We start from the raw sequence: 24,864 nt of genomic DNA on the forward strand, positions 1-24,864 counted from the left end.
CTGCGGGGCTCTTTTTTTGCCCTTTTTCCAGCCCCTGCACCGAATGCACTGTGCGCCCGGCGAGCCCTTGGCTAAACTGCCGACTCATTTCCCGACTAGCTGGTTGCCATGCTTCGTTTACTGTTCTGGATTGCTCTGATCGCTGCTGCGGTATGGTTCTGGCGCAAGTTCAAGAGCCCTGCGGCCACGCCCCGCGAACCAGGCCCGGACATCGCCGCGCCCATGGTGCGTTGCGCCCACTGCGGCGTTCACCTGCCCCGCGACCGCGCCCTGAACCTCCAGCAACAGTGGTATTGCAGCCAGGCCCACCTCGAGCAAGGCCCGGGTACCGGTGGACGCTAAGACCCTCAGTCTCGCGAATTCACAAGCTCGGCGACTGCTGAGGCTCTACCATCTGTACCGTTTGTCCATCGGCATCACCCTGGTGCTGCTGATCTCCAGCAATATGGATGACAAGTTGCTGGAAATCGCCGATGGCGAAATTTTCCGCACCGGCAGCTGGCTGTACCTGATTTTCAATATCCTGGTCGTCGTGCTCCTGGAAAACCCCAAGCGCGCCGGTCAGGTATTCAGCCTGGCCCTGACCGATACAATCCTGCTCTGCGGGCTGTTCTACGCAGCCGGCGGCCCGGCGAGTGGCATCGGCAACCTGCTGATTGCCTCCGTAGCTATCAGCAATATCCTGGTGCGTGGACGCATTGGCCTGCTGATCGCGGCTGTCGCCGCCATCGGCATTATCTACCTGACGTTTTACCTGAGCATCAGTCGCCCTTCGGCCGCCAGCTACTACTTGCAGGCCGGCTCACTGGGGGCCCTGTGTTTCGCGGTGGCCCTGTTGATGCAGGCCCTGACCCGCCGGCTGAACGATAGCGAAAGCCTGGCCGAGCAGCGGGCCAGCGATGTCACCAAGCTCGAAGAGCTCAATGCCCTGATCCTGCAACGCATGCGCACCGGCATCCTGGTACTCGACGCCCAACGCCGGGTTCAACTGGCCAATCAGAGCGCTTTGACCCTGTTTGGGCAGGAGCAATTGGTCGGCCAATCCATTGATCAGTGTTGTGGGGCATTGGTCGATGGCCTGCAATTGTGGCAAAGCAACCCGACACTCCGACCCCAGAGCCTGAAGCTGCCGAGCAATGGCACCCTCTTGCTGCCCAGCTTTATTGCTTTGCGCCAGGGTGAACAGCAACAGACCCTGGTATTTCTCGAAGACCTTTCGCAGATCGCCCAGCAGGCCCAGCAACTCAAGCTGGCCGCCCTGGGGCGGCTGACTGCGGGCATCGCCCACGAGATTCGCAACCCGCTGGGAGCGATCAGCCACGCCGCACAATTGCTGCAGGAGTCCGAAGAGCTGCCCGGCGCCGACCGCCGCCTCGCTCAGATCATTCAGGATCAGTCCAAGCGCATGAACCAGGTGATCGAGAACGTCCTGCAATTGTCTCGACGCCAGCAGGCCGAACCGCAGGTGCTTGACCTCAAAGCCTGGCTGCAAACCTATGTATACGAATTCCGCCAGCGAGCCACCGCCCAGCAGCAACTGCATCTGGAGATGGCCGAAGGTGCGTTCGAAACCCGTATGGATGCCCTGCAATTGACTCAGGTGCTCGACAATCTGGTCAGCAACGCCCTGCGCTACAGTGCCAAATCCCATGAAAATGCCGAGGTCTGGCTGACCTTGAGCACCGACCCCAACCTCGATTTGCCGACCCTGCAAATACTCGACAATGGCCCTGGCGTAGCGGCGCAACAGGTGCTGCATCTGTTCGAGCCGTTCTTTACGACCGACCCAAAAGGCACCGGGCTGGGCCTGTATCTGGCCCGCGAACTGTGCGAAAGCAACCAGGCCCGCCTAGACTACCTTCCACGCACAGACGGTGGCTGCATGCGCATCACCTTCGCCCACGCACGCAAACAGAGTTGAACATGAGCCCACGGCCAAAAATCCTGATCGTCGATGATGAACCGGATATCCGCGAACTCTTGGAAATCACCCTGAGCCGGATGAAGCTCGATACCCGCAGTGCGCGCAATGTCACCGAAGCCCGCGCCTGCCTGTCTCAGGACAACTTTGCGCTGTGCCTGACCGATATGCGCCTGCCCGACGGTACCGGGCTGGAGCTGGTACAGCATATCCAGCAACGCCACGCTCAGGTTCCCGTGGCCATGATCACCGCCTACGGCAGCCTGGATACAGCCATCAATGCGCTGAAATCCGGCGCTTTCGACTTTCTCACCAAGCCGGTCGACCTCAGCCGCCTACGTGAACTGGTCATCAGCGCCCTGCGCCTACCCAGCGCCAACAGTCCGGCCGCGTCCATCGACAGCCGCCTGCTCGGCGATTCGGCCCCCATGCAGACCTTGCGCAAACAGATCGACAAGCTGGCCCGCAGCCAGGCACCGGTCTATATCAGCGGCGAGTCCGGCAGTGGCAAGGAATTGGTGGCACGGCTTATCCACGAGCAAGGCCCTCGCGCCGACCAACCCTTTGTGCCGGTCAACTGCGGGGCGATCCCGAGCGAGTTGATGGAAAGCGAGTTTTTCGGGCACCGCAAAGGCAGCTTCAGCGGCGCCGTCGAGGACAAGCCCGGCCTGTTCCAGGCGGCCAACGGCGGCACCCTGTTTCTCGATGAAGTCGCCGACCTGCCGCTCCCCATGCAGGTAAAACTGCTGCGGGCGATCCAGGAAAAAGCCGTGCGCAGCCTCGGCAGCCAGCAGGAAGCGGTGGTCGACGTACGGATTCTCTGTGCGACGCACAAGGACTTGAACGCCGAAGTCAGTGCCGGGCGCTTTCGCCAGGACCTCTATTACCGCCTGAATGTCATCGAGCTGCGGGTTCCCGCCCTACGCGAACGGCGCGACGATATAGAAATGCTGGCCAATGCAATGCTCAAGCGACTGGCCCAGGGCAGCGGCCTGCCGGCGGCCAGGTTGCAACCCCACGCCCTGGAAATCCTCAAGAGCTATCGCTTTCCCGGCAACGTGCGCGAGCTGGAAAACATGCTCGAACGCGCCTACACCCTTTGCGACAACGAACAGATCGAAGCCCAGGACCTGCGACTGACCGAAGGCACCTGCCAGGCCGAAGCCGGCGAGCCGAGCCTGGCGCAGATCGACAATCTGGAGGACTACCTGGAAAGCGTCGAGCGCAAGCTGATCCTCCAGGCCCTGGAGGAAACCCGCTGGAATCGCACAGCGGCGGCCCAGCGGTTGAACCTGTCCTTTCGTTCGATGCGCTATCGCCTGAAGAAACTTGGGCTGGATTAACGCGCCCCGAATATAGGCGCGCACTGCCTGGTGATAGGCACAGGCCGACCATTGCGAGCCGGCGGCCTTGAGCGGTTTGCCCGGCAGAAACGGCTTGCGAGCCGTTTCTGCTCGGATACCGCGCCAGGCTCAGACAGCTTGGAGCCGGCCAGCCAAGGCATAGGGTTGCGGATCAATGATCGGCGCGCGCCCCAACAGTAAGTCGGCAAACAGCTGACAGGAGGCCGGCGCCAATACCAGGCCATTGCGAAAGTGCCCGCAGTTCAGCCACAGCCCCGGCATATCGGGCACTGCGCCGATATAGGGAATACCTTCGGGGGAGCCTGGCCGCAATCCCGCCCAATGCCCAACCACTTCGGCGTCGGCCAGGTCCGGCAGTAGCTCGACAGCCGAGGCCTTGAGGCTGGCAAGCGCCTGGTCTGTCGGTGTCTTGTCAAACCCCTCGTATTCCAGGGTGCTTCCCACCAAAACATAGCCATCACGGCGAGGAATTGCATAGCGGCCCTTGGCAAGCACCATGGCCGGCAGAAAGTCCGCCGCACACTTGTACAGAATCATCTGGCCCTTGACCGGCTCCACCGGCAGCGCCAGACCGAGTTTGCCCAGTAACTCGCCGCTCCAGGCGCCCGCCGACAGCACCACATGATCACCACGAATATCACCCAGGGCCGTACGTACGCCTACGACCTTCTGGCCATCGCGTAAAAAGCCTTCGACTGGGCACTGCTCGTGGAGGGTCACGTTCGCCAGGGCCTGCAATGCGCTTTTCAACGATTTCACCAGGCGCGGGTTACGCACATTGGCCACATTGGCCATGTAGATGGCCCGTTCATAGCCGCTTCCCAGCACAGGCACTGCATCACGCACGGCCGAAACATCGACCCGGCTCAACGGCCGATCTTCGCGCTCGGCCCAGGCCAGCGCCTGCTCCTCGTCATCCAGGTCCAGCCAGTAGAGTCCAGTGGTATGAACCTGGGGGTCGACCCCGGTGCTCTTCAACAACTGCTCGGCCAGTTGCGGGTAGTAGTCCTGCGACCAATGGGCCAGGGCCGTCACCGCTGCACTGTAGCGCCACGGATACAACGGGGACACGATACCGCCCCCGGCCCAGGATGACTCCTGCCCCACATCGCTGCGTTCGATCAACGTTACCTGGCCAACGTGTTTGGCCAGGTTGAGTGCCGTCAGCAGGCCAATCACGCCGCCGCCGACAATTACCACCTGTTGTTGCCTCGCCATCTTTGAATCCAACAATGAAATGAAAAAGGAGCCCTGGCTCACGCCCTCACCGCCCCCAACAATCCTTGCTGGTCAGACCGCCGGTGGTGCTGTCGTTGCTGCGAGCGCCGGTATTGGTGATCTTAAAGACCCCGCACTTGTCGCTGCTCATCATGCCCTTGCCGGTTGCGGACAAGGTGAAATCCTGAGCATTGAGCGTCGCACCTACGGTGTAGTAATCGTTGCCTGTGCTGACAGTGGCGCCAGTGTAAACCCCCTGGGCCGAATAGAAGCGTTCAAGCACTTGCGCCTGCTCGGAAAGCAATGTGGCAATTTCGGCACGATGGGTACGGCGTACGTATTCGACATAGCTAGGGTAAGCAATGCCCGCCAGAATACCGACAATCGCGACCACGATCATGAGTTCGATCAAGGTGAATCCCTGCGAAGACTTGCCCATGGGCACTCCTATTGAATTTGCCGCCACATGATGCGGCGGGCACCGGTGGTGGCACTTTTGATGAGAACGCTCCTGGTACCGCCATCGGACGTGACCACGACCCCCACCTGGGTACTGCCGTCCGCGCTACCGACCAGCACACCCAGGTTGGGGACGCCATTGCCGAAGTTGATCCCGCTGGAGCGCTGGTCAGCCGAAGTGAATAGGTTGTCGCCATTGGTATCGAGTACCGCATAGCTGAGCATCTTGCCTTTCTCACCATCGAGCACTACCAGGCGCCCGGTACCCGAGCTCTCGCAGGGGTCGGACGTGTCTACCGCGGCGGTGGTGAACAGAATGCGACCGCCCGACATCTGCGCCGGATAGATCACCCGTTCGCCCTTGAGCACGCCGCCATAGACCAGTGGCAGGAACCAACCCTTCTTGGTGGTCCAGTCGACCTCGTTCTCACTCGTCGTGAGGTATTCGCCCCCGGTGGCGGTAAAGGCGCCGGTAATGGCCTGGGCCTGAAGGGTGCTCTCGGTATAGTTGCCTGTCCCGCCCAGCGGGTCCCAGATGGCATAGAACGCCTGACGGGCGGTCGAAACCTTGTCGGCCGTTTCGCTGAACTTGCCCGTGCCGAAATAGACCAGTTTGCCCTTGTTCGGATGATCAGCCAGCAGCGGCTGGACCGTGATCGGCTGGTTGATGCCACCTGGAGCGGTAAACAGCGGCTTGCCACCGAAAGCGACCGTCCAATTGCTGGGCGAGGCAGCGCTCAGGTCGAACTTCCACATCCGCCCTTTCAAGTCACCGGCATAGGCGGCCTGGACGACGTTCTGCGAGTTGACCTGCAGCTTGACCGACGACAGCCCGTTATCCGTTTCAGTGGCATCGATCACGATTTTCTTGAGCACAGCCCCGGTCTTGATATCCAGCACATACAGCGCCGCCACCCCGGAGGCGCTGCCATAACCATTGCCGACGATGGCCACCCAACTATTATTGGCCTGACGCGCCACCACCGGTTTTGAATAGGCGTACCCCAGGTCGTTGAACACATTGTTGGTATCGGCGATATCGGGAGCACGCACCTCCCACAATGCCTTGATGGTGTTGCTCGGCGTCTCGTCGAACAACTGCAACGCGTAGTAGCCCTTGCCACCCGCACCGACGCCGCCCAGCGCCAGGGTTTTCCAGGTGCTGTCGAACTGGGCATCGAATACCGCGATCTGCCCGTCGACCGTGAATTTGTGCGATTGCCCATCCTTGTAGTCGGTATCCGAGACCAGATACAGGTAGGGCAGCACGGTTGACGGCATGTAGGCATAACGTCGCGAACCGCTGCTGGCATCGATGACATTGACGAAGCCGTCATTGGTGCCGACCACCAGATTGGTGTTCATCCCGGCCTTTTTACCCAGGTAGGTGGTGTAGCTGGTGTCGCCGATCAAATCCGCTGCCGTCTTGTCCAGCGGGGACGCCAGCACCAGCGATGAGTTGATGATATCCCCCAGCAATACACTGCGTTGTTTGAGGCCGGTCTTGTTGGTGCCCTTGGTCCAGTCGAGCAAATGGGTCGCGGTTATCCCCGTGGGCAGGTTCTTACCCAGCACCAACTGCTGGGCGGCGGAAAAATTGCCCAGGGCCAGGCTGACAGGGAGATTGGTATCGGTCCGGAAGGACTGATAAGTGGTGCTGCTGTTACCCGGGACGATGGTGGTGTCGGTATTCCAGATTGCTGTGCTCTGATTGACATTGCCGTAGCTGTCATACGGGAAAGCCTTGATGGTCCCGCGCCAGTCCTTGGGATCATAAAGCGTCAGAAAAAAGCGACTGCCGGTGGACAGCGTCGCCGCGCTCGAAGCCCCTGCGCCGCCAGAGCCAGCCTTGGAGTTGATATCCCCCAGGGCCGAACTCAGGGCCGAACTCAACCCATCACTGTCGTTGGCCTGATAGTACTGGCCATGACCATAGTTGGCGGCATCGATCAGCATCTGGTTGGCGGCAGTAAAGCCTACGGTGTAAGTACTGAGGTTTTGTGTCACGAAGCCCGTTGCGTTCCAGCTTTTTCCTGCGGCATCGGTGCCGGTCTTGCGCATGTCGATGTCATAGGCAAACTTGGCGATATCGTCCAGATACAGGGTGTCACCCTCGTTATCACCGCTCAGGTTGGCCCCATCATTATTGATCCCGTCCCAGTTGGGCAGCTTGCCCGACCCGTCGGGGTCGTTACTGGGAAAGCTGCGGTCATAGGTCGGCAGACCATCGGTGATCACCACGCCATAGCTCTTCTGGCAACGGTACTGGATCGGGCTGGTATAGGTGCTGGGCGAGGAGTTGTAATAAGGCGTCAGGCCTCGGAAGTAGCGGGTCACTTCGTAGTAGGTTTCCGCCAGCGGCGTGTTGGCCACGGCACTCAGACCATTGATGGAACTCACCAGATTGTTGTAGTTGGTATTGGCTTGGGCCTGGGTCACCGAATTGGGGACCACCGATAGATCACTGATCGCCCGAACGATATAGCCGCCAGGGCCCTGATCGCCCCGCGTGACGGGTGGGTTGAAGGTACTCAGGCCAATGCGCAGCGCCCGGTTGCCATCGACCAGCGACTTGGAGACCGTACGCGCCACATTTATTCGATAGTCATTGGGGATCGCCCTGCTCCCGCTGGTGTAGTCGACATTGGAGTTGTTGGCCAGGGTCACCAGGTACGACAGATAGTTGGCCGTATAGCGAGTTGCCTGGTTGCCCACCGGATCAGGCAGCTTCAGACAGATGGCGCTCAGCAAAAAGCCCCGGTAGAAGCCATACCAGCCATTGGCACAACCACCGCGCCCCAGGCTCGACAGCAGCACGTTGGTGTCGGTCATATCCAGATTCTGCCCGCCCAGGCAAACAAAGTCCGAGCTGCAGGTACTCACCTGGGGCCGGCTGAGATTAGGGTCAAAACCCGACGCCCAGATGATGTTGTTCATGCTTCCCGAGTCATCCACCACCAACATCAGGTTCGGGGCCACCGCCGCGGCACTGAGCAAGGGCGAGTCCGAGGGGGTGAAGGCATAGACCGGCGCCGCCAGATAAAACCCGAGCAAGGCGCCCGCCAGCCCTTGCACGGCTCGACGCATCCCTTCAGTACTTCGCATAGATACTCTCCACCACCGAGCGCGATGTACCGACAATGCCAGCGGCAGTGACCCGGTACAGGGTTGCGGACGTGCCCGCCGGGGTGACATTGACCGCGTCAGTGGTCGTCCCCAGGTTCTGCACGGTGTAAAAACCATTATTGGCCGCGACCCAGACAACGCCCGTGGCATCGGCGCCTGCCGCAGCCACCTGCCCCGAAAGGGCCGGCGGCGCACAGGGCGACGCGCAGACCGCCAGCGTATAGCCGGTCGCTTGCACGGCGGTTTCACCCGCCCGTAAAGCGGCCTCGGCGACTTGGAAGGATTGATTGCGCAGACGCACGCTGGTCGACATCTTTTCCTGCAGCGTTGCGTTGTTCATCGATGAAATACCGAGCAACGTCAGCAGGAGCAGAAAAACCAGGCTGACCAGCAAGGTCATGCCGCGTTCGGCGGGAGCTATGGACATGGCACCTCCCTATTGAAGCCGGTTGCGCAGGGCCGCAACCACGCTGTAAGTCTGGTCGCGGACCTGGCCGGCGGGGTCGCGCAACGTCATGCTCAGCCTGACACTGCGAATCAGCGCAGGATTGCTCGGCGCACTCGCGTAGCTGGTGGCCTGGGTATCGGTCGCACTGGTTGCCATCCCGAAACTGACGTTGAACACGCTGACGTTATCCACCAACACCGCGCGATTGTCGGATGGCCCCAGCAACACCTGGCCATTTTGATAGGTGTAGATCACCCGCCGTATCGGAAAGCTGACCTGCCCGGCACCGGGTGTCTGCGCGCCCGGGTAAAGACGCGAAGAACCGACGCAGTCGGACACGACCGTCCAGGTCGGCACACCGCCATTGCCACCGACATCCGCCGTCAGCAACGTCAGGGTGGCAGCGTTCGCATCCCAGCTAATCGGGACATCAAGGCTGTTCCCAGCGTTGGTAATGGTCCGCAGGCAACCGAACATGCCCACCATACGAACTTCCTGAATCATCTTGCTGAGGACAAAACGGGCATCCTCCTGCAAGCGAGCGGAAGCATTCTGGCTGCTATAGGTGCTACGAGCCGCCAAGAAGATCTGGATCACCCCGGCGACCACCAGCAGCCCCAGGAGCAGTGCGATCATCAACTCGATCAGGCCAAAGCCTCTGCCGGATTTTTTCATGGCGTCGCCACCACGGGGTCCACTGCAACCCGGCTGACCAGCGTAAAGCTACGGGCTGTATTGGCCTGGGCCTCAGCCCGGGAATCGTCCCAGGTCACTACAATGGTCACGGTCCGGTTGTTCACCGCAATACTGCCAGCGGCCAGAGGGCCGGCGAAATTGCGGACATTGGTGGCGAAGTCGAACAGATCCTGGATCCGGACATCACTGCCATCGGCGCTGGCGGGCGCAGCGCTCAATGCACCCAACGCATAGCTGGCGACCGCGTCCGAGTTGACCCGTATGCGGTCCATCATGTCGTAGGCGATAAAGCTGGCCTGGCTACTCATTCGCGCGCTGTCGGTGTATTTCAGCGCATTGAGCTGGGTCGCTGCCGCGCCGAGCAGGCCTACACTCAGTACCAGGATGGCGACCAGCACTTCGATCAGGCTGATCCCCCTTTGCGCGGACTTGCTGGAACGCGCCATCAGCAGCTCCCTCCCAGTACGATTCGCCCATTCAGGCAAACCGTAACCATGCGGTTTTCGGCCCCCAGAACATAGGTCACGACCACCGCAGTGCCCGGTGCAGCGAGCCCACCCAGGTTATTGAAATCAATGGCGCTGGTAACCGGATTCAGCCCCACCGCGGCACCACTGCTCATGCCGGCAACATCTCGCAGCACAGTGGCCCCATTGCCTGTGCCGTCATAAACCGCCAGGTCCGTTGTCCAGACATTGCTCGCATCCTTCGGCCGTATGCGCGTGGTTACCCCTCGGTCAATCGCCTCCAGGCGCGCGAAGTTGAGCCCGCGCATCAAGTCGCTGACCTCGGTATCGGCCTTGGATTTCTGAATGGAACTGGTGAACGACGGTATGGCCAAGGAAGCCAGAATTCCGAATAACGCAATAACCACCATCAATTCGATCAGCGTGAACCCTTTGACCGGGTATCGCATGCCATGCTCCCTCATGTGCCATCGACTATACCTACCCATCACGTTAGAACACTTAATGCCCGCTCGCCGGGTAGTTTCGCCGAAAATGACGCATGGATCGCGTCGGAACAGGCAGTTTCCAAGGAGGGAAAAGCATGTACCAGAAGGGTTTGAGCCTGATTGAATTGTTACTGGCAATGGCCTTGATCGCCTTGCTGCTGAAGCTCAGCTCGGCGGCCTGGCAGCCGCTGATTGAGGCCCAGCGTCGGCAGGTCCACGCCGAGCAACTGATCGCCGGCCTGCGCAGCGCGCGCACCGAGGCCATCATGCAAAATCGCGATGTGCTCATCCATGGGCTGAATGGCGAATGGAGTCAGGGCTGGCGAATCATCCTCGACCTAAGTGGCCAGGGCCTTGAAGACCCGGATAACCCGGTACTGATCGAACGACGAATCGACAGCCAGGTGCCGATTGTCGGCAACCGCCCCGTGCGACACTCGGTCCGCTTCAATGGCATCGGCGCCCCACTGCTGGAAAGCGGGGCCTTTCAGGCAGGCACATTGCACATCTGCGATGCCAGGCAGAGCATCAGCCATCTACAGATCGTACTGTCCAGAACCGGGCGCGCCAGCCTGCGCCGCGACATAGGCGAGCAGGCGCTGTGCCCAGGGAAGGCTTCAGAGCAGCGAGCGGACGCGCAACTCCTTGGGCATCGAGAAGGTGACATTTTCTTCACGCCCAAGCAGTTCGTCGGCGCCGGTCGCGCCCCAGGCCTGCAATTGCAGGATCACGCCCTGCACCAGCACTTCCGGCGCCGAAGCCCCGGCGGTGATGCCAATCCGCTCAACGCCTTCGAACCAACTGCGCTGCAGGTCTTCGGCGCCGTCGATCAGATAGGCTGGGGTAGCCATGCGCTCGGCCAGCTCACGTAGGCGGTTGGAGTTGGAGCTGTTGGGGCTGCCGACCACCAGCACCACGTCGCACTCGTCAGCCAACTGCTTGACCGCGTCCTGACGATTCTGTGTGGCATAGCAGATATCGTCCTTGCGCGGCCCGCCAATGGCTGGAAAACGTGTACGCAAGGCATCGATAACGCGGCTGGTATCGTCCATCGACAAGGTGGTCTGGGTCACGAAGGCAAGTTTGTCGGGATGGCGCACCTGCAACTCGGCGACATCCTTTTCGTCCTCGACCAGATAAATCGCCCCACCGTTGCTGTCATCGTATTGGCCCATGGTGCCTTCCACTTCGGGATGCCCAGCGTGGCCAATCAGGATGCACTCACGGCCGTCACGGCTGTAGCGCGCCACCTCGATGTGCACCTTGGTCACCAACGGACAGGTTGCATCGAACACTTTCAGGCCACGGCCCGCTGCTTCCGTACGTACAGCCTGGGAAACACCGTGGGCACTGAAGATCACGATGACGTCATCGGGAACCTGATCCAGTTCTTCGACAAAGATCGCACCGCGCGAGCGCAAGTCTTCGACCACAAACTTGTTGTGTACCACTTCGTGGCGTACATAGATCGGCGGGCCGAAGACTTCGAGGGCACGATTGACGATTTCGATCGCACGGTCCACTCCGGCGCAGAAGCCACGGGGGTTGGCGAGTTTAATTTGCATGGGGTGCCTCGTGTCTTGCGCGCAGGGACGTGGAACGTTGGCGCCGATGCCCGCTCCTGCCTGAAGTGTAGGAGCGGGTCGGCTTGCGATGGGCTTAAAGTGCCTTGACCGCGATGATTTCCACATCGAAGGTCAACGTCTTGCCCGCCAGCGGGTGATTGAAGTCGATGGTGACCTGGCTGTCATCGAACGCCTTGACCACGCCTGGCAGCTCGGTATTTGCCGCATCGTTGAAGATCACCAGCAGCCCTTCGGACAGTTCCATATCCTGGAACTGCGAACGCGGGATGATCTGCACATTTTGCGGATTGGGCTGGCCAAAAGCGTTTTCCGGCAGGACCGTCAGATTGCGCTTGTCGCCGGCCTTGAAGCCGAACAACGCCGCCTCGAAGCCCGGTAGCAGATTGCCATCGCCCACCTTGAAAGTGGCCGGAGCCTTGTCGAAGGTGCTATCAACGGTGTCGCCGTTTTCCAGGCGCAAGGCGAAATGCAGGGTGACTTCCGTGTTCTGGCCGATGCGTTGCTCAGCCAATAACTGTTCAGTCATGAACGGACTCTCCGGACGTTTTACTTTTGAACATATCCAGTGCCAGCATCACCGCGCCCACGCAGATGGCGCTGTCGGCCACGTTGAAGGCCGGGAAATACCAGCGGTTCTGCCAATGCACCAGAATAAAGTCGATCACATGGCCCAGGGCGATGCGGTCGTAAAGATTGCCCAGGGCGCCACCGAGTACCAGCGCCAGGGCGATGGCCAACCAGGTTTCGTTGCGGCCCAGGCGCTTGAGCCAGACCACCAGCACGGCACTGACCACCACCGCGATCAGGGCGAACAGCCAGCGCTGCCAGCCTCCCCCTTCAGCCAGGAAGCTGAAGGCCGCGCCGGTGTTGTAGGCCAGCGTCCAACTGAAGTAATCGGGGATCACCACGATTTGCTGGTACATCGTCAGCGAGCTCTCGAAATAGAACTTGCTGGCCTGGTCGATGACCAGGACCAGCACGCTCAGCCAGAGCCAGCTCAAACGGCCAAAACGGCCAGCCGCACTGGCGTTAGGCATAGTGACGCACCTCACCTTCACCGCTGATATTGTCGACGCAACGGCCACAGATTTCCGGATGCTGCGGATTCACGCCGACGTCTTCACGGCAGTGCCAGCAACGGGCGCACTTGGCATGGGACGATTTGACGACCTTGAGCTTGAGGCCCGCCACCTCGGTGACCACCGCATCCACAGGTGCCAGCGAGAAGGCTGCCACGCTTGCGGTAGAGGTGATCAGCACGAAACGCAATTCATTGCTCAGCTTGGACAGGTCCTCAGCCAGGGCATCTTCGGCGAACAGGGTGACTTGCGCCTGCAGGTTGCCACCAATGGCCTTGGCCGCGCGCAGGTTTTCCATTTCCTTGTTCACCGCCACCTTGACCGCCATGATCCGCTCCCAGTAGGCGCGATCCATCTCGGTGCCTTGCGGCATCTCGCTCAGGCCTTCATACCAGGTATTGAGCATGACCGACTCGTTACGCTCGCCCGGCAGGTACTGCCACAATTCGTCGGCTGTGAACGCCAGGATCGGCGCGATCCAGCGCACCAGGGCTTCGGAGATATGGAACAGCGCGGTCTGGCACGAGCGACGCGCCTTGCTGTTGGCGCCCGTGGTGTACTGACGGTCCTTGATGATGTCGAGGTAGAAGCCGCCCAGCTCCTGCACGCAGAAGTTGTGCACCTTGGAGTACACGTTCCAGAAACGGTATTCGCCATAGTGCAGCTCCAGCTCACGCTGCAGCAGCAAGGCACGGTCAACGGCCCAACGGTCCAGCGCCAGCATTTCTTCAGCCGGCAGGATATCGGTGGCCGGATTGAAGCCTGTCAGGTTCGAGAGCAGGAAGCGTGCGGTGTTACGGATACGCCGGTAGGCGTCCGCACTGCGTTGCAGGATCTGGTCAGAAACCGCGATCTCGCCCGAATAGTCTGTCGAAGCGACCCACAGACGCATGATATCGGCGCCCAGGGTGTCGTTAACCTTCTGCGGTGCAATCACATTGCCCAGGGACTTGGACATTTTGCGCCCGGCTTCATCAACGGTGAAACCGTGGGTCAGCAGTTCGCGGTACGGCGCGTGATTGTCGATGGCGCAACCGGTCAGCAACGAAGAATGGAACCAGCCACGGTGCTGGTCCGAACCTTCCAGGTACAGGTCGGCACGCGGGCCGGTCTCGTGCCCCATCGGGTGGGAGCCGCGCAGGACATGCCAATGCGTAGTCCCCGAGTCGAACCAGACGTCCAGCGTATCGGTGATTTTGTCGTAGAGCGGCGCTTCGTCGCCCAGCAGCTCGGCGGCGTCCAGCTTGAACCAGGCCTCGATGCCTTCCACTTCAACCCGCTTGGCCACTTCCTCCATCATTTCGACGGTGCGCGGGTGCAACTCGCCGCTTTCCTTGTTCAGGAAGAACGGGATCGGCACGCCCCAGTTACGCTGACGCGAGATGCACCAGTCCGGACGATTGGCGATCATCGCGTGCAAACGGGCCTGCCCCCAGGCTGGAACGAACTGGGTGTCTTCGATGGCCTTGATCGCACGGGTGCGCAGGGTATCGCCGGCCGTCGGCTCCTTGTCCATACCGATAAACCACTGCGCAGTGGCGCGGTAGATCAGCGGGGTCTTGTGGCGCCAGCAGTGCATGTAGCTGTGGCTGATGGTTTCGGTGAACATCAGCGAGCCGACTTCGGTCAGCTTGTCGATGATGTTCTGGTTGGCCTTCCAGATGAACTGGCCACCGAAGAACTCCAGCGACGGCACGTACACGCCGTTGCTCTGCACCGGATTGATAATGTCATCGTTGACCATGCCATAGGCTTTGCAGGTCACGAAGTCGTCGACGCCATAAGCCGGGGCGGAGTGAACCACACCCGTGCCGGCGCCCAGCTCAACGTACTCGGCCAGATAAACCGGCGACAGACGCTCGTAGAACGGATGGCGGAAGTTGATCAGCTCAAGCGCCGCACCGGCCGCGGTGGCAATCACCGAACCCTGCAGGTTGTAGCGCGCCAGGCTCGACTCGACCAGTTCCTCAGCCAGCACCAACAGCTTGTCGCCTACATCAACCAGCGCGTAGGTGAATTCGGGGTGCACGTTGAGCGCCTGGTTGGCCGGGATGGTCCACGGGGTGGTGGTCCAGATCACGATCGAGGCCGGCTTGCTCAATGCGCTCAGGCCAAAGGCCGCGGCCAGCTTGGCCTCGTCGGCAATCGGGAAAGCTACGTCGATGGCCGCCGATTTCTTGTCCTGATACTCCACTTCCGCTTCAGCCAGGGCCGAGCCGCAGTCGAAACACCAGTTCACAGGCTTGAGGCCTTTAAACACGAAACCGCCTTTGACGATTTCAGCCAAAGCACGAATTTCACCGGCTTCGTTTTTAAAGTCCATGGTCTTGTACGGGTTGGCAAAGTCGCCCAGTACACCCAGACGGATGAACTCGGACTTCTGGCCTTCGATCTGCTCGGTCGCGTAGGCGCGGCACAGCTCACGGGTCTTGTCTGCGCCCAGGTTCTTGCCGTGGGTCACTTCAACCTTGTGCTCGATCGGCAACCCATGACAGTCCCAGCCCGGCACGTAAGGCGCATCGAAGCCGGCGAGGGTCTTGGAGCGCACGATCATGTCCTTGAGGATCTTGTTCAGCGCATGACCGATATGAATCGTGCCGTTGGCATAGGGCGGACCATCGTGAAGAACGAACTTCGGACGATCCTTGCCAATCTCGCGCAACTTCCCGTACAGGCCAATGCTGTCCCAGCGCTGCAGAATCTGCGGTTCGCGCTGTGGCAGGCCGGCCTTCATTGGGAAGGCGGTGTCCGGGAGGTTAAGCGTGGCTTTGTAGTCGGTCATTTCAGGCTCTTTTTAAGCGGTGAACCCTGCCAATGGGCACGGGCGGCGGCGACGTCCGCATTGATCGCCGTCTTGAGCGCCTCCAGGGAGGCGAATCGCTGCTCTTCGCGCAGCTTTTGGTGGAAAACCACCGTCAAACGCCGGTCATACAAATCACCGGTAAAATCCAGCAGGTGCACTTCCAGGTGGGCACGGCCATCGCCGGCGACTGTGGGCCGCACACCGATATTGGCAACGCCCGCCCATGCCTGGCCATCGATCTCGACACTGACCAGGTAAACCCCGGTCAATGGCACGCGGCGGCGCTTGAGCTGGATATTGGCCGTTGGCGTACCCAGTTGTCGCGCCAGCTTCTGCCCATGCAGTACCCGCCCGGTGATCCGGAACGGACGCCCGAGCAAACGCTCGGCCAGGGAAAAGTCGCCGGCAGCCAGAGCGTTGCGGATCTGTGTGCTACTGACACGCAAGCTATCAAGTTCCACGGTTTGCGCAGCCTCGACGGTAAACCCCTGGCTGACACCCGCTTGTTGCAGGAAGTCGAAGTCGCCCAGGCGGTCACAGCCAAACCGAAAATCGTCACCGACCTCCAGATGTTGAACACCCAAGCCGTCGACCAGGATCGTGTCGACGAACTCGCTGGCACTGAGTTTTCTCAGCCGCTGGTTGAAAGCCAGGCACAACACCCGGTCGACGCCCTCGCCCGCCAGCAGCTCGAGCTTGTCGCGCAGACGCGCAATACGTGCCGGGGCGGTCTCGGGGCTGAAGAACTCGCGAGGCTGGGGCTCGAAAATCACCACACAGCTGGGCACACCCAACTCCAGCGCTCGCTCGCGCAGCCGCGCCAGGATTGCCTGGTGGCCACGGTGAACACCGTCAAAGTTGCCAATAGTGGCGACACAGCCCCGATGCTGGGGGCGCAGATTGTGGAGGCCTCGAACCAGCTGCATAACGCGCTTCTTGCTCATAAAGTGGGCGATTATAACCACACCCGGGCCTGTACGACAGGCAACAGCGCAACGCAAAACGCGCGGCGCGATAAAACCGACGCCTGACCCGAGTTCAACTCAAAGCAGCGACTTGCGGTGGAAATGCCGCAAACGAAAGCCCATTGCCAGCAGCATACCGAAATAAGCCACGACACCGGCCGCCACCAGAGCCCCCAATCGCAGGAAACGTTCGAGCATATGCCCCTGATCCCAGGCCGGCATCAGTTGCATCAACCCCAGCAATACCGCGGACATCACCGCTACCGCGAGCAACAACTTCAACAGGTACATCGCCCAGCCGGGCTGGGCCTGGAACAGCTTCTGTCGGCGCAGTTGCCAGAACAGCAGGCCGGCATTGATACAAGCCCCCGCACTGATAGCCAGGGCCAGGCCGGCATGCTGCAAGGGCCCGATAAAGGCCAGGTTGAACAGTTGCGTGACGATCAGCGTGAAAACCGCAATCTTGACTGGCGTGCGGATGTTTTGCTGAGCATAGAAACCCGGTGCCAGCACCTTGATCAGAATGATCGCGAGCAGGCCCAGCGAATAAGCGATCAAGGCGCGCTGGGTCATGCTGGCATCAAAGGCACTGAACTGGCCGTACTGGAACAACGAGACCGTCAACGGCTCAGAGAGAATGGCCAACGCCAGGGCGCAAGGCAGCGCCAGCAAAAAGCACAACCGCAACCCCCAGTCGAGGATCCGCGAATACTCGTGGCGATCCTTGTTGGAGTAGGTCTTGGACAGGATCGGCAGCAGGATTGTCCCGAGCGCCACACCCAGCACCCCGGATGGCAACTCCATCAGCCGATCGGCGTAGTACATCCAGGAAACCGAGCCGGCCACCAGGAACGAGGCAAAGATGGTGTTGATGATCAACGAAATCTGACTGACCGACACCCCGAGAATCGCTGGCAGCATCTGCTTCATCACCCGCCAGACACCACTGTCGCGCAGGTTCAGGCGGGGCAGTACCAACATGCCGATTTTCTTCAGGTGCGGCAGTTGGTACAGCAGTTGCGCCAGACCGCCAGCCAGCACTGCCCAGCCCAGGGCCATTACGGGAGGATCGAAATAGGGCGTCAGAAACAGAGCAAAGATGATCATGCTCACATTGAGCAGGGTCGGCACAAAGGCCGGGACCGAGAAGCGGTTCCAGGTATTGAGGATCGCCCCTGCCAGGGAGGACAGCGAAATCAGCAATATATAAGGGAAGGTCACCCGCAGCAGATCGGCGGTCAGGGTGAACTTCTCGGGGGTATCGGTAAAGCCGGGGGCCGTCAGCCAGATCACCCACGGTGCCGCGAGCATGCCCAGGAGGGTGACCACCGCCAGCACCAGCGTCAGCAAGCCACTGACATAGGCAACAAAAGTCCGCGTCGCCTCCTCGCCCTGTTGGCTCTTGTATTCCGCAAGGATCGGCACGAAGGCCTGGGAGAACGCACCTTCGGCGAAGATCCGCCGCAGCAGGTTGGGCAATTTAAAGGCAATGAAGAAGGCGTCGGTCGCCATGCCGGCACCAAAGGTGCGGGCGATGATGGTATCGCGAACAAACCCCAGAACCCGGGAAACCATGGTGATAGAGCTGACGGCAGCCAATGACTTGAGCAGGTTCATGAAAAGAGTTTTGCCTGTAGATAAAGAGCAGGCGAACAAAGCGCCCACATATGCGATACTCCGCGCCGCAACAGCACAGAGCCAAACCTCGCGAGTTTACAGGTCGCACGCCGGAAAGAAATCTCCTGGCGTTCCACATCTACCACTCAGCGGAACGCATCACCCGCCCTTGACAAGACTTCAACTCATCGGCATGATTCGCGGCCTATTTTGTTTGCTATTTCCCAAAAAGTCTTTCGAGGAGCTCGACGGTGGCCAACACACCTTCCGCCAAAAAACGTGCAAAACAGGCTGAGAAGCGTCGCAGCCACAACGCCAGCCTGCGTTCCATGGTCCGTACCTACATCAAGAACGTAGTTAAGGCTATCGACGCAAAAGACGCTGAAAAAGCGCAAGCTGCTTATGTTCTGGCAGTGCCTGTTCTCGACCGTATGGCCGATAAAGGCATCATCCACAAGAACAAAGCTGCTCGCCATAAAGGTCGCTTGAATGGCCACATCAAGGCTCTGAACCTTGCTGCTGCAGCCTAAGCGATAAGCTTGTTAAAAAGCCGACCCAAGGGTCGGCTTTTTATTGCCTGCGATTCAACCCCTCCCCCGCAAGCCGTGCAAAACCTGCAGGGGCCAGGAACGAACTCAGGCCATCACTGATTCTGCGGCCAGGGCAGAATCGGGATCGCGGTCACCGCATTCTGCGGACTACCCTCGATCAGGCGATCGCTATACACCAGATAAACCAGGGTATTGCGCTTCTTGTCGAGAAAACGCACGACCTGCATGGTCTTAAACACCAGCGAAGTGCGCTCCTTGAACACCTCATCGCCATCCTTCAATTCCCCACTGAAGCGAATCGGCCCGACCTGACGGCAAGCAATGGACGCCTCGGCACGATCTTCAGCCAAGCCCAGACCACCCTTCACCCCACCCGTCTTGGCACGCGACAGATAGCAGGTCACACCCTCGACCTTGGGATCATCGAATGCCTCGACAACAATTCGATCATTCGGCCCGACGAACTTGAACACCGTGGACACTCGACCGATTTCCTCAGCCGCCGCCACCAGCGGCATCAGCAACAACAAGCCGATCATTCCCTTTGCCAAACCCATTTCCATATTCCTCAACAATCAAACCAGAATCAGGTTATCGCGATGAACCAACTCGGGCTCCGCCATATAACCCAGCAACCCGACAATCGCATCCGACGACTGCCCGATGATTTTCTGCGCCTCAAGGGCGCTGTAGTTAGCCAGCCCACGCGCAATCTCGCGACCGTCCGGAGCGACGCACACCACCATCTCACCCCGACGGAAACTGCCCTGGACGACCTTCACCCCCACCGGCAGCAGGCTTTTATTACCCTGGGACAACGCCGTCACCGCCCCCGCATCCAGCACCAGGGTGCCACGCGTTTGCAAATGCCCAGCCAGCCACTGCTTGCGAGCGGCCAGCATGCCGCGCTCCGGTGACAACAGCGTCCCCAGGCGCTCGCCAGCCTTGAGCCGATCCAGCACACGCTCCAGACGCCCACCCACGATAATAGTGTGCGCCCCGGAACGCGCCGCCAGGCGCGCCGCACGCAACTTGGTCTGCATGCCGCCACGCCCCAGCGCACCGCCAGTGCCACCCGCCACCGCATCCAGGGCAGGATCATCGGCACGGGCCTCATAGATCAGTTGAGCATCGGGGTTATTGCGCGGATCAGCATCGAACATACCGTCACGGTCGGTCAGGATCACCAGCAGATCAGCCTCGACCAGATTGGCCACCAGTGCCGCCAGCGTATCGTTGTCACCAAAGCGAATTTCGTCGGTGACCACGGTGTCATTCTCGTTGATGACCGGAATCACCTTGAGATCAACCAGCGCGCGCAAGGTGCTGCGCGCATTCAGGTAACGCTTGCGATCAGACAGATCATCATGGGTCAGCAAGATCTGCGCGGTATGCCGGCCATGCTCGGCAAAGCTCGACTCCCAGGCCTGCACCAACCCCATCTGGCCAATGGCCGCGGCCGCCTGCAACTCATGCATGGCACTCGGTCGTGCCGTCCAGCCCAGGCGACTCATGCCTGCCGCTACCGCCCCGGAGGACACCAGCACCAGCTCGACACCCGCCTCATGCAGGGCCACCATCTGCTCGACCCAGACACCCATTGCCGCCCGGTCCAGACCCTTGCCGTCCGCCGTCAGCAGTGCGCTGCCGATCTTCACGACCCAACGCTGCGCACCCGTCACCTTGCTTCGCATCATCATCCAACCTATATCTGCGAGCAGCGCGACCGAGCGCCACCCGTGCGATTATTCTTGATTACCAGATACTAAAACGCCGCTTCGATGAGCGGCGTTGTAGTTTACCCAATGAATCAGTCGCGGACGTAAATGATTTCCGGACCATCCTCATCATCGACATCTTCTTCATCCCAGTCATCGTCGCCGATGTCATGGACGCTCTTGACGCCACTGCGGCGCAGGGCACGCTGGTCATCCAGGGCCTGCAGCTGGGCGCGCGCCTCGTCTTCGATACGCTGATCGAGATCACGCAACTCATCGGCGTAGGCCGGGTCATTGGCCAGACGATCTGCACGCTCTTCAAGGTAGTTCATGATGTCGCGGCAGAGCCTTTCGGTCCCTTCCTTCGCGATGGCCGAAATCACATAGACCGGACCGGTCCACTCCAGGCGATCGACAATCTCCTTGACCCGCTCCTCATGCTCTTCTTCAAGAATCTGGTCGCACTTGTTCAGCACCAGCCAGCGATCACGCTCAGCCAGGGACGGACTGAACTTGGTCAACTCACTGACAATGACTTCAGCCGCATCTGCCGCGCTGGTTTCATCCAGGGGCGCCATATCGACGAGATGCAACAGCAGGCGGGTCCGCGCCAAGTGCTTGAGAAAGCGAATCCCCAGGCCCGCACCATCCGAAGCACCCTCGATCAGCCCCGGAATATCAGCGATCACGAAGCTTTTCCAGCGATCAACACTGACCACACCCAGGTTCGGCACCAACGTGGTGAACGGATAATCCGCAACCTTCGGCTTGGCGGCAGACACCGAACGGATAAAGGTACTTTTACCCGCGTTCGGCAAGCCCAACAGGCCCACGTCCGCCAGCACCTTCAGCTCCAGCTTGAGATCACGCTGCTCGCCCGGCTTACCCGGCGTGGTCTGGCGCGGCGCGCGGTTGGTGCTGGACTTGAATCGGGTATTACCCAGACCGTGCCAACCACCACTGGCCACCAGCAAACGCTGGCCGGCCTTGGTCAGGTCACCAATGACTTCCTGAGTGCTGGCATCGATAACCGTAGTACCAACCGGTACACGCAACACCAACTCCTCACCTTTCTTGCCGGTGCAATCGGTGCTGCCACCGTTGGAACCGCGCTCGGCATCGAAGTGGCGGGTGTAGCGGTAGTCCACCAGGGTGTTCAGGTTTTCGTCGGCGATCATGTAGATCGAACCGCCGTCACCACCATCACCACCGTTCGGACCACCGTTCTCGATAAATTTTTCCCGACGGAAACTCATGCAACCATTACCGCCGTCGCCTGCTTTTACGCGGATCGATACTTCATCAACAAACTTCATAACATACGCCTCTCGTCACCGGGACGAGCCGAAAGAAACCAAGACATAAGACTCTTGCAAAGATGAGCGCAGCGACCTCAATCAACGACCGAAAATTCCAGCGCCAGCAGCCCATACAAACAGCTTTGCAAGAGACTCACCCCACAAACGAAAAAGCCCCGTCGCAAGACAGGGCTTCTCCAGCACTCTCGCGATTAAGCCGCGATAACGCTCACGTAACGACGACCGAAGGCGCCTTTTACTTCAAACTTGATCACGCCTTCGACTTTAGCGAAGAGAGTGTGATCTTTACCCATGCCAACGCCATAACCGGCGTGGAATTGGGTGCCGCGCTGACGCACGATGATGTTGCCCGCTTTGATAGCCTGGCCGCCATACATCTTCACGCCAAGGCGTTTGGCTTCTGAGTCGCGACCGTTACGGGTACTACCACCAGCTTTTTTGTGTGCCATGAGTCAATTCTCCTAGTGAGGAATTAGGCTGAAATTACGCCTGAATACCGGTGATTTTGATCTCGGTGTACCACTGGCGGTGGCCCATACGCTTCATGTGGTGCTTACGGCGACGGAACTTGATGATGCGGACTTTATCGTGACGACCTTGGGAGATCACTTCAGCCACAACGGTAGCACCAGCAACAACTGGAGCGCCGATATTCACGTCGTCGCCATTGGCAACCAACAGAACGCGATCAAAGGTAACGGATTCGCCGGTAGCGACTTCCAGTTTTTCGATCTTCAGGTATTCACCCGGGGCGACCTTGTATTGCTTGCCACCAGTAACGATTACTGCATAAGACATGGTATTTCTCCGATAATCCTGCTCACCCAGCGCTTTATAGGTAAAGGTATTGGCTGGCATGGCTGCATGGGGCTGGAACGGCCCAAGTGCAATTGCGTAAGGCAGGTGCTGCCCAGGAAGTTCAGGGTGCGCGATTGTACGCAAGGCCTACGGGCGATGCAAGTGCCGCCCGGTAGCCTCGCCCGGCCGGCGGCCACTTACCTTGACAGGCACATACCTGGCACCTAGCATGCCGCGCAATCCTTCTGGAGCACCTGTCGCTGATGCAACCCCAAGCTTTCTACCGCGCGGTGGCGGACGATTTTAGCGCCGTCGACGACATCATCAAGAAACAACTGACGTCGCGCGTGCCGCTAGTCTCGAAAATCGGCGACTACATTACCTCGGCCGGTGGCAAACGCCTGCGCCCGCTTCTTGTCCTGCTGTGTGGCAAGGCCCTGGGCCGCGAAGGCGATGATCTGCGCCTGCTGGCCGCGACCATCGAGTTCCTGCACACCGCCACGCTGCTGCATGACGACGTTGTCGACATGTCCGGTATGCGCCGCGGCCGCTCCACAGCCAATGCCATGTGGGGCAATGCGCCCAGCGTTCTGGTTGGCGACTTCCTGTACTCGCGCTCCTTTGAAATGATGGTCGAACTGGGCTCCATGCCCGTGATGAAGATCCTTTCCCAGGCCACGCGCATCATCGCCGAAGGCGAAGTCCTGCAATTGTCCAAGGTCCGCGACGCGAGCACCACCGAAGAGACCTATATGGAAGTCATCCGCGGCAAGACCGCGATGCTCTTCGAGGCCTCGACCCACAGCGCCGCGGCCCTGTGCGGCGCCACGCCGGAACAGGCCGAGGCCCTGCGCACCTTTGGCGATCACCTGGGGGTCGCCTTCCAGCTGGTTGACGACCTGCTTGACTACCGCGGCGACGCCGAGACCCTGGGCAAGAACGTCGGCGATGACCTGGCCGAAGGCAAGCCGACCCTGCCGCTGATCTACACCATGCGTGAAGGCACTGCCGAACAAGCGGCACTGGTTCGCCAGGCGATCCAGAAAGGCGGGATCGAAGACCTGGAAAGCATTCGCGCCGCCGTTGAAGCGTCCGGCTCCCTGGACTACACCGCTCAACTGGCCCGCGACTACGTTGCCCGCGCCATTGCCTGCCTGGAAGCCCTGCCGCCGAGCGAATATCGCGATGCGCTGGTGGAACTGAGCGAGTTCGCAGTCGCCAGAACGCATTAAGGCAGCAGCACGCTTCAGGTTGCACACCTCAAGCCCCAGTAGCTTGTCATTCAAGCCCGCGCCCAGCGGGCTTAAAACCCTATATAATGTGCGCTTTTAGCCTTCCCAAAACCGAGGAGCTTTAGTGAGCACGTTGCCACCCTGCCCGAAATGCAATTCCGAATACACCTACGAAGACGGCGCTCAGCTGATCTGCCCGGAGTGCGCCCACGAGTGGTCTGCCACTGGCGAAGCAGAAGCCGTCAGCGACGACACCGTGAAGAAAGACTCTGTCGGTAATGTGCTGCAGGACGGCGATACCATCACCGTGATCAAGGACCTGAAGGTCAAGGGCACGTCCCTGGTGGTCAAGGTCGGCACCAAGGTCAAGAACATCCGCCTGTGCGATGGCGACCACGATATCGATTGCAAGATCGACGGTATCGGCCCGATGAAACTCAAATCCGAGTTCGTCCGCAAAGTCTGATTCCCCCGCCATCCCGCGCGCTCTGCGCGGGATGCACCCAGTCAACAGCGCAGTAGCAAAACGCCAGTCAGGTTGACCGCAAGCAAATCCCACACAGAAAAATGCCAAATCCGCCAATAGGCACTTGCTATTCTTTGAATAAGAATTATTCTCATTGAAACCCCATCAAGGAGAGCAAACCCATGACGTATTTGATCGATGCCTGGCTGGACCGGCCACACCCGTACTTGCGCATCCTGCATCGCGAAACCGGGGAAGTCTGTGCGGTATTGGAAGAAGAAGCACTCAACGAGCTACAGGATCAAGGCGATCTGGATGTCAGCAGCCTGAGCTCCAGCGAACCCCTGGTCCTCAAGGAGTTGGTGCGTAACCTGTTTCTTTTCTGCTATGCCCGGGCATTGCGTCCGGTGGGGGAGCTGAATTCAAAACTTCAGGTATGAGGGAGCCACAACACCCTGTAGAAGCGAGCGCGCCGACACGCCGGTCAAGACGACCGACAGCGCTGCTCTTGCGAGCCTGGCGCGTCTCGCTCCTACAAGGCCT

Annotated in this window: 25 protein-coding genes and 1 pseudogene; 8 read left to right on the forward strand and 18 right to left on the reverse strand. The window is 60.0% G+C overall.

What is annotated here, in order from left to right; all coding sequences use genetic code 11:
- Nucleotides 1-108: 108 nt before the first annotated feature.
- The 3 genes from NPS46_RS21585 to NPS46_RS21595 are packed head-to-tail and all read left to right on the forward strand — an operon-like array spanning nucleotide 109 to nucleotide 3,264.
- The gene (locus NPS46_RS21585) at nucleotides 109-342 is read left to right on the forward strand and encodes a PP0621 family protein (RefSeq protein ID WP_274110823.1); all 234 of its coding nucleotides are present in this window, start codon (nucleotides 109-111) and stop codon (nucleotides 340-342) included.
- Nucleotides 332-1,921, forward strand: coding sequence for a sensor histidine kinase (locus tag NPS46_RS21590; RefSeq protein WP_274110825.1), 1,590 nt, complete (start codon nucleotides 332-334; stop codon nucleotides 1,919-1,921). The genes NPS46_RS21585 and NPS46_RS21590 overlap by 11 nt, the downstream gene beginning before the upstream one ends.
- A 2-nt stretch (nucleotides 1,922-1,923) precedes the next feature.
- On the forward strand, nucleotides 1,924-3,264 hold the full coding sequence (locus tag NPS46_RS21595) for a sigma-54-dependent transcriptional regulator (protein ID WP_274110827.1): 1,341 nt from the start codon (nucleotides 1,924-1,926) through the stop codon (nucleotides 3,262-3,264).
- A 129-nt stretch (nucleotides 3,265-3,393) separates the two neighbouring features.
- Here the strand turns inward: NPS46_RS21595 and thiO are convergent, their stop codons facing one another.
- From thiO to NPS46_RS21630, 7 genes are read right to left on the reverse strand one after another with little or no spacing between them, the layout of a single operon-like run.
- Nucleotides 3,394-4,503 carry a glycine oxidase ThiO gene (gene thiO, locus NPS46_RS21600; protein WP_274110829.1) on the reverse strand — a complete coding sequence of 370 codons (1,110 nt, stop codon included), beginning with the start codon at nucleotides 4,501-4,503 and terminating at the stop codon, nucleotides 3,394-3,396.
- A gap of 46 nt (nucleotides 4,504-4,549) precedes the next feature.
- Complete coding sequence (locus NPS46_RS21605) at nucleotides 4,550-4,942, reverse strand: type IV pilin protein (protein WP_274110831.1); 393 nt, start codon at nucleotides 4,940-4,942, stop codon at nucleotides 4,550-4,552.
- 8 nt (nucleotides 4,943-4,950) lie between these two features.
- Entirely contained in the window at nucleotides 4,951-8,067 is a 3,117-nt protein-coding gene (locus NPS46_RS21610) for a pilus assembly protein (protein WP_274110833.1), read from the reverse strand.
- Nucleotides 8,054-8,515, reverse strand: coding sequence for a pilus assembly PilX family protein (locus tag NPS46_RS21615; protein WP_274110835.1), 462 nt, complete (start codon nucleotides 8,513-8,515; stop codon nucleotides 8,054-8,056). The genes NPS46_RS21610 and NPS46_RS21615 overlap by 14 nt, the downstream gene beginning before the upstream one ends.
- A 9-nt stretch (nucleotides 8,516-8,524) precedes the next feature.
- Nucleotides 8,525-9,211: a PilW family protein gene (locus NPS46_RS21620; protein ID WP_274110837.1), complete on the reverse strand. Its 687-nt coding sequence runs from the start codon at nucleotides 9,209-9,211 to the stop codon at nucleotides 8,525-8,527.
- Complete coding sequence (gene pilV / locus NPS46_RS21625; protein ID WP_274110839.1) at nucleotides 9,208-9,678, reverse strand: type IV pilus modification protein PilV; 471 nt, start codon at nucleotides 9,676-9,678, stop codon at nucleotides 9,208-9,210. Before pilV ends, NPS46_RS21620 begins: the two co-directional genes overlap by 4 nt.
- Complete coding sequence (locus NPS46_RS21630) at nucleotides 9,678-10,148, reverse strand: GspH/FimT family pseudopilin (protein ID WP_274110841.1); 471 nt, start codon at nucleotides 10,146-10,148, stop codon at nucleotides 9,678-9,680. Before NPS46_RS21630 ends, pilV begins: the two co-directional genes overlap by 1 nt.
- A 134-nt stretch (nucleotides 10,149-10,282) precedes the next feature.
- Between NPS46_RS21630 and NPS46_RS21635 the strand changes: the two are divergent.
- Nucleotides 10,283-10,690, forward strand: a pseudogene (locus NPS46_RS21635) (GspH/FimT family pseudopilin); the annotation flags it as partial.
- 114 nt (nucleotides 10,691-10,804) lie between these two features.
- Here the strand turns inward: NPS46_RS21635 and ispH are convergent.
- The 6 genes from ispH to murJ all read right to left on the reverse strand — a co-directional run bounded on the left by ispH (nucleotide 10,805) and on the right by murJ (nucleotide 18,237).
- A complete protein-coding gene (gene ispH / locus NPS46_RS21640) occupies nucleotides 10,805-11,752 on the reverse strand; it encodes a 4-hydroxy-3-methylbut-2-enyl diphosphate reductase (RefSeq protein WP_274110843.1) in 948 nt (315 codons plus the stop codon).
- A 94-nt stretch (nucleotides 11,753-11,846) separates the two neighbouring features.
- Nucleotides 11,847-12,284: an FKBP-type peptidyl-prolyl cis-trans isomerase gene (gene fkpB / locus NPS46_RS21645; RefSeq protein WP_274111107.1), complete on the reverse strand. Its 438-nt coding sequence runs from the start codon at nucleotides 12,282-12,284 to the stop codon at nucleotides 11,847-11,849.
- Between the two features lie 7 nt (nucleotides 12,285-12,291).
- Nucleotides 12,292-12,810, reverse strand: coding sequence for a signal peptidase II (lspA, locus tag NPS46_RS21650; protein WP_274110845.1), 519 nt, complete (start codon nucleotides 12,808-12,810; stop codon nucleotides 12,292-12,294).
- Nucleotides 12,803-15,634, reverse strand: coding sequence for an isoleucine--tRNA ligase (ileS, locus tag NPS46_RS21655; protein WP_274110847.1), 2,832 nt, complete (start codon nucleotides 15,632-15,634; stop codon nucleotides 12,803-12,805). Before ileS ends, lspA begins: the two co-directional genes overlap by 8 nt.
- A complete protein-coding gene (gene ribF / locus NPS46_RS21660) occupies nucleotides 15,631-16,581 on the reverse strand; it encodes a bifunctional riboflavin kinase/FAD synthetase (protein ID WP_274110849.1) in 951 nt (316 codons plus the stop codon). Before ribF ends, ileS begins: the two co-directional genes overlap by 4 nt.
- Before the next feature lie 117 nt (nucleotides 16,582-16,698).
- On the reverse strand, nucleotides 16,699-18,237 hold the full coding sequence (gene murJ, locus NPS46_RS21665; RefSeq protein WP_274110851.1) for a murein biosynthesis integral membrane protein MurJ: 1,539 nt from the start codon (nucleotides 18,235-18,237) through the stop codon (nucleotides 16,699-16,701).
- A gap of 251 nt (nucleotides 18,238-18,488) precedes the next feature.
- Here murJ and rpsT point away from each other — a divergent pair, with 251 nt between their 5' ends.
- Nucleotides 18,489-18,767: a 30S ribosomal protein S20 gene (gene rpsT / locus NPS46_RS21670; RefSeq protein ID WP_259104846.1), complete on the forward strand. Its 279-nt coding sequence runs from the start codon at nucleotides 18,489-18,491 to the stop codon at nucleotides 18,765-18,767.
- A 113-nt stretch (nucleotides 18,768-18,880) separates the two neighbouring features.
- On the opposite strand, the gene NPS46_RS21675 is transcribed toward rpsT, so the two are convergent.
- From NPS46_RS21675 to rplU, 5 genes are all read right to left on the reverse strand, one after another.
- Entirely contained in the window at nucleotides 18,881-19,345 is a 465-nt protein-coding gene (locus NPS46_RS21675; protein WP_274110854.1) for a CreA family protein, read from the reverse strand.
- Nucleotides 19,346-19,363: 18 nt separating this feature from the next.
- Nucleotides 19,364-20,482: a glutamate 5-kinase gene (proB, locus tag NPS46_RS21680; RefSeq protein ID WP_274111109.1), complete on the reverse strand. Its 1,119-nt coding sequence runs from the start codon at nucleotides 20,480-20,482 to the stop codon at nucleotides 19,364-19,366.
- Between the two features lie 116 nt (nucleotides 20,483-20,598).
- Nucleotides 20,599-21,822: an Obg family GTPase CgtA gene (gene cgtA, locus NPS46_RS21685; RefSeq protein WP_274110856.1), complete on the reverse strand. Its 1,224-nt coding sequence runs from the start codon at nucleotides 21,820-21,822 to the stop codon at nucleotides 20,599-20,601.
- Between the two features lie 194 nt (nucleotides 21,823-22,016).
- Nucleotides 22,017-22,274: a 50S ribosomal protein L27 gene (rpmA, locus tag NPS46_RS21690; protein WP_003205738.1), complete on the reverse strand. Its 258-nt coding sequence runs from the start codon at nucleotides 22,272-22,274 to the stop codon at nucleotides 22,017-22,019.
- A 34-nt stretch (nucleotides 22,275-22,308) separates the two neighbouring features.
- Nucleotides 22,309-22,623, reverse strand: a complete 315-nt coding sequence (rplU, locus tag NPS46_RS21695; protein ID WP_007950961.1) for a 50S ribosomal protein L21 — start codon at nucleotides 22,621-22,623, stop codon at nucleotides 22,309-22,311.
- A 263-nt stretch (nucleotides 22,624-22,886) separates the two neighbouring features.
- Here rplU and NPS46_RS21700 point away from each other — a divergent pair, with 263 nt between their 5' ends.
- From NPS46_RS21700 to NPS46_RS21710, 3 genes are all read left to right on the forward strand, one after another.
- Complete coding sequence (locus NPS46_RS21700) at nucleotides 22,887-23,855, forward strand: polyprenyl synthetase family protein (RefSeq protein WP_274110858.1); 969 nt, start codon at nucleotides 22,887-22,889, stop codon at nucleotides 23,853-23,855.
- A 124-nt stretch (nucleotides 23,856-23,979) separates the two neighbouring features.
- Nucleotides 23,980-24,321, forward strand: a complete 342-nt coding sequence (locus NPS46_RS21705) for a zinc ribbon domain-containing protein YjdM (protein WP_274110860.1) — start codon at nucleotides 23,980-23,982, stop codon at nucleotides 24,319-24,321.
- Nucleotides 24,322-24,503: 182 nt separating this feature from the next.
- Nucleotides 24,504-24,761 (forward strand): hypothetical protein, encoded by a 258-nt coding sequence (locus NPS46_RS21710; RefSeq protein ID WP_274110862.1) that lies wholly within the window; start codon nucleotides 24,504-24,506, stop codon nucleotides 24,759-24,761.
- The last annotated feature ends 103 nt before the right edge of the window (nucleotides 24,762-24,864 follow it).

Source organism: Pseudomonas putida, assembly GCF_028682395.1.
Classification (GTDB): Bacteria; Pseudomonadota; Gammaproteobacteria; order Pseudomonadales; family Pseudomonadaceae; genus Aquipseudomonas; species Aquipseudomonas putida_AB.

Bases quoted from the DNA above. Each gene is read 5' to 3' on its own strand.
- NPS46_RS21585 (WP_274110823.1), top strand. From the start codon at position 109: ATGCTTCGTTTACTGTTCTGGATTGCTCTGATCGCTGCTGCGGTATGG.
- NPS46_RS21595 (WP_274110827.1), top strand. From the start codon at position 1,924: ATGAGCCCACGGCCAAAAATCCTGATCGTCGATGATGAACCGGATATC.
- thiO (WP_274110829.1), bottom strand. From the start codon at position 4,503: ATGGCGAGGCAACAACAGGTGGTAATTGTCGGCGGCGGCGTGATTGGC.
- NPS46_RS21605 (WP_274110831.1), bottom strand. From the start codon at position 4,942: ATGGGCAAGTCTTCGCAGGGATTCACCTTGATCGAACTCATGATCGTG.
- NPS46_RS21610 (WP_274110833.1), bottom strand. From the start codon at position 8,067: ATGCGAAGTACTGAAGGGATGCGTCGAGCCGTGCAAGGGCTGGCGGGC.
- NPS46_RS21615 (WP_274110835.1), bottom strand. From the start codon at position 8,515: ATGTCCATAGCTCCCGCCGAACGCGGCATGACCTTGCTGGTCAGCCTG.
- NPS46_RS21620 (WP_274110837.1), bottom strand. From the start codon at position 9,211: ATGAAAAAATCCGGCAGAGGCTTTGGCCTGATCGAGTTGATGATCGCA.
- pilV (WP_274110839.1), bottom strand. From the start codon at position 9,678: ATGGCGCGTTCCAGCAAGTCCGCGCAAAGGGGGATCAGCCTGATCGAA.
- NPS46_RS21630 (WP_274110841.1), bottom strand. From the start codon at position 10,148: ATGCGATACCCGGTCAAAGGGTTCACGCTGATCGAATTGATGGTGGTT.
- ispH (WP_274110843.1), bottom strand. From the start codon at position 11,752: ATGCAAATTAAACTCGCCAACCCCCGTGGCTTCTGCGCCGGAGTGGAC.
- lspA (WP_274110845.1), bottom strand. From the start codon at position 12,810: ATGCCTAACGCCAGTGCGGCTGGCCGTTTTGGCCGTTTGAGCTGGCTC.
- ileS (WP_274110847.1), bottom strand. From the start codon at position 15,634: ATGACCGACTACAAAGCCACGCTTAACCTCCCGGACACCGCCTTCCCA.
- ribF (WP_274110849.1), bottom strand. From the start codon at position 16,581: ATGCAGCTGGTTCGAGGCCTCCACAATCTGCGCCCCCAGCATCGGGGC.
- murJ (WP_274110851.1), bottom strand. From the start codon at position 18,237: ATGAACCTGCTCAAGTCATTGGCTGCCGTCAGCTCTATCACCATGGTT.
- NPS46_RS21675 (WP_274110854.1), bottom strand. From the start codon at position 19,345: ATGGGTTTGGCAAAGGGAATGATCGGCTTGTTGTTGCTGATGCCGCTG.
- proB (WP_274111109.1), bottom strand. From the start codon at position 20,482: ATGCGAAGCAAGGTGACGGGTGCGCAGCGTTGGGTCGTGAAGATCGGC.
- cgtA (WP_274110856.1), bottom strand. From the start codon at position 21,822: ATGAAGTTTGTTGATGAAGTATCGATCCGCGTAAAAGCAGGCGACGGC.
- rpmA (WP_003205738.1), bottom strand. From the start codon at position 22,274: ATGGCACACAAAAAAGCTGGTGGTAGTACCCGTAACGGTCGCGACTCA.
- rplU (WP_007950961.1), bottom strand. From the start codon at position 22,623: ATGTCTTATGCAGTAATCGTTACTGGTGGCAAGCAATACAAGGTCGCC.
- NPS46_RS21700 (WP_274110858.1), top strand. From the start codon at position 22,887: ATGCAACCCCAAGCTTTCTACCGCGCGGTGGCGGACGATTTTAGCGCC.
- NPS46_RS21710 (WP_274110862.1), top strand. From the start codon at position 24,504: ATGACGTATTTGATCGATGCCTGGCTGGACCGGCCACACCCGTACTTG.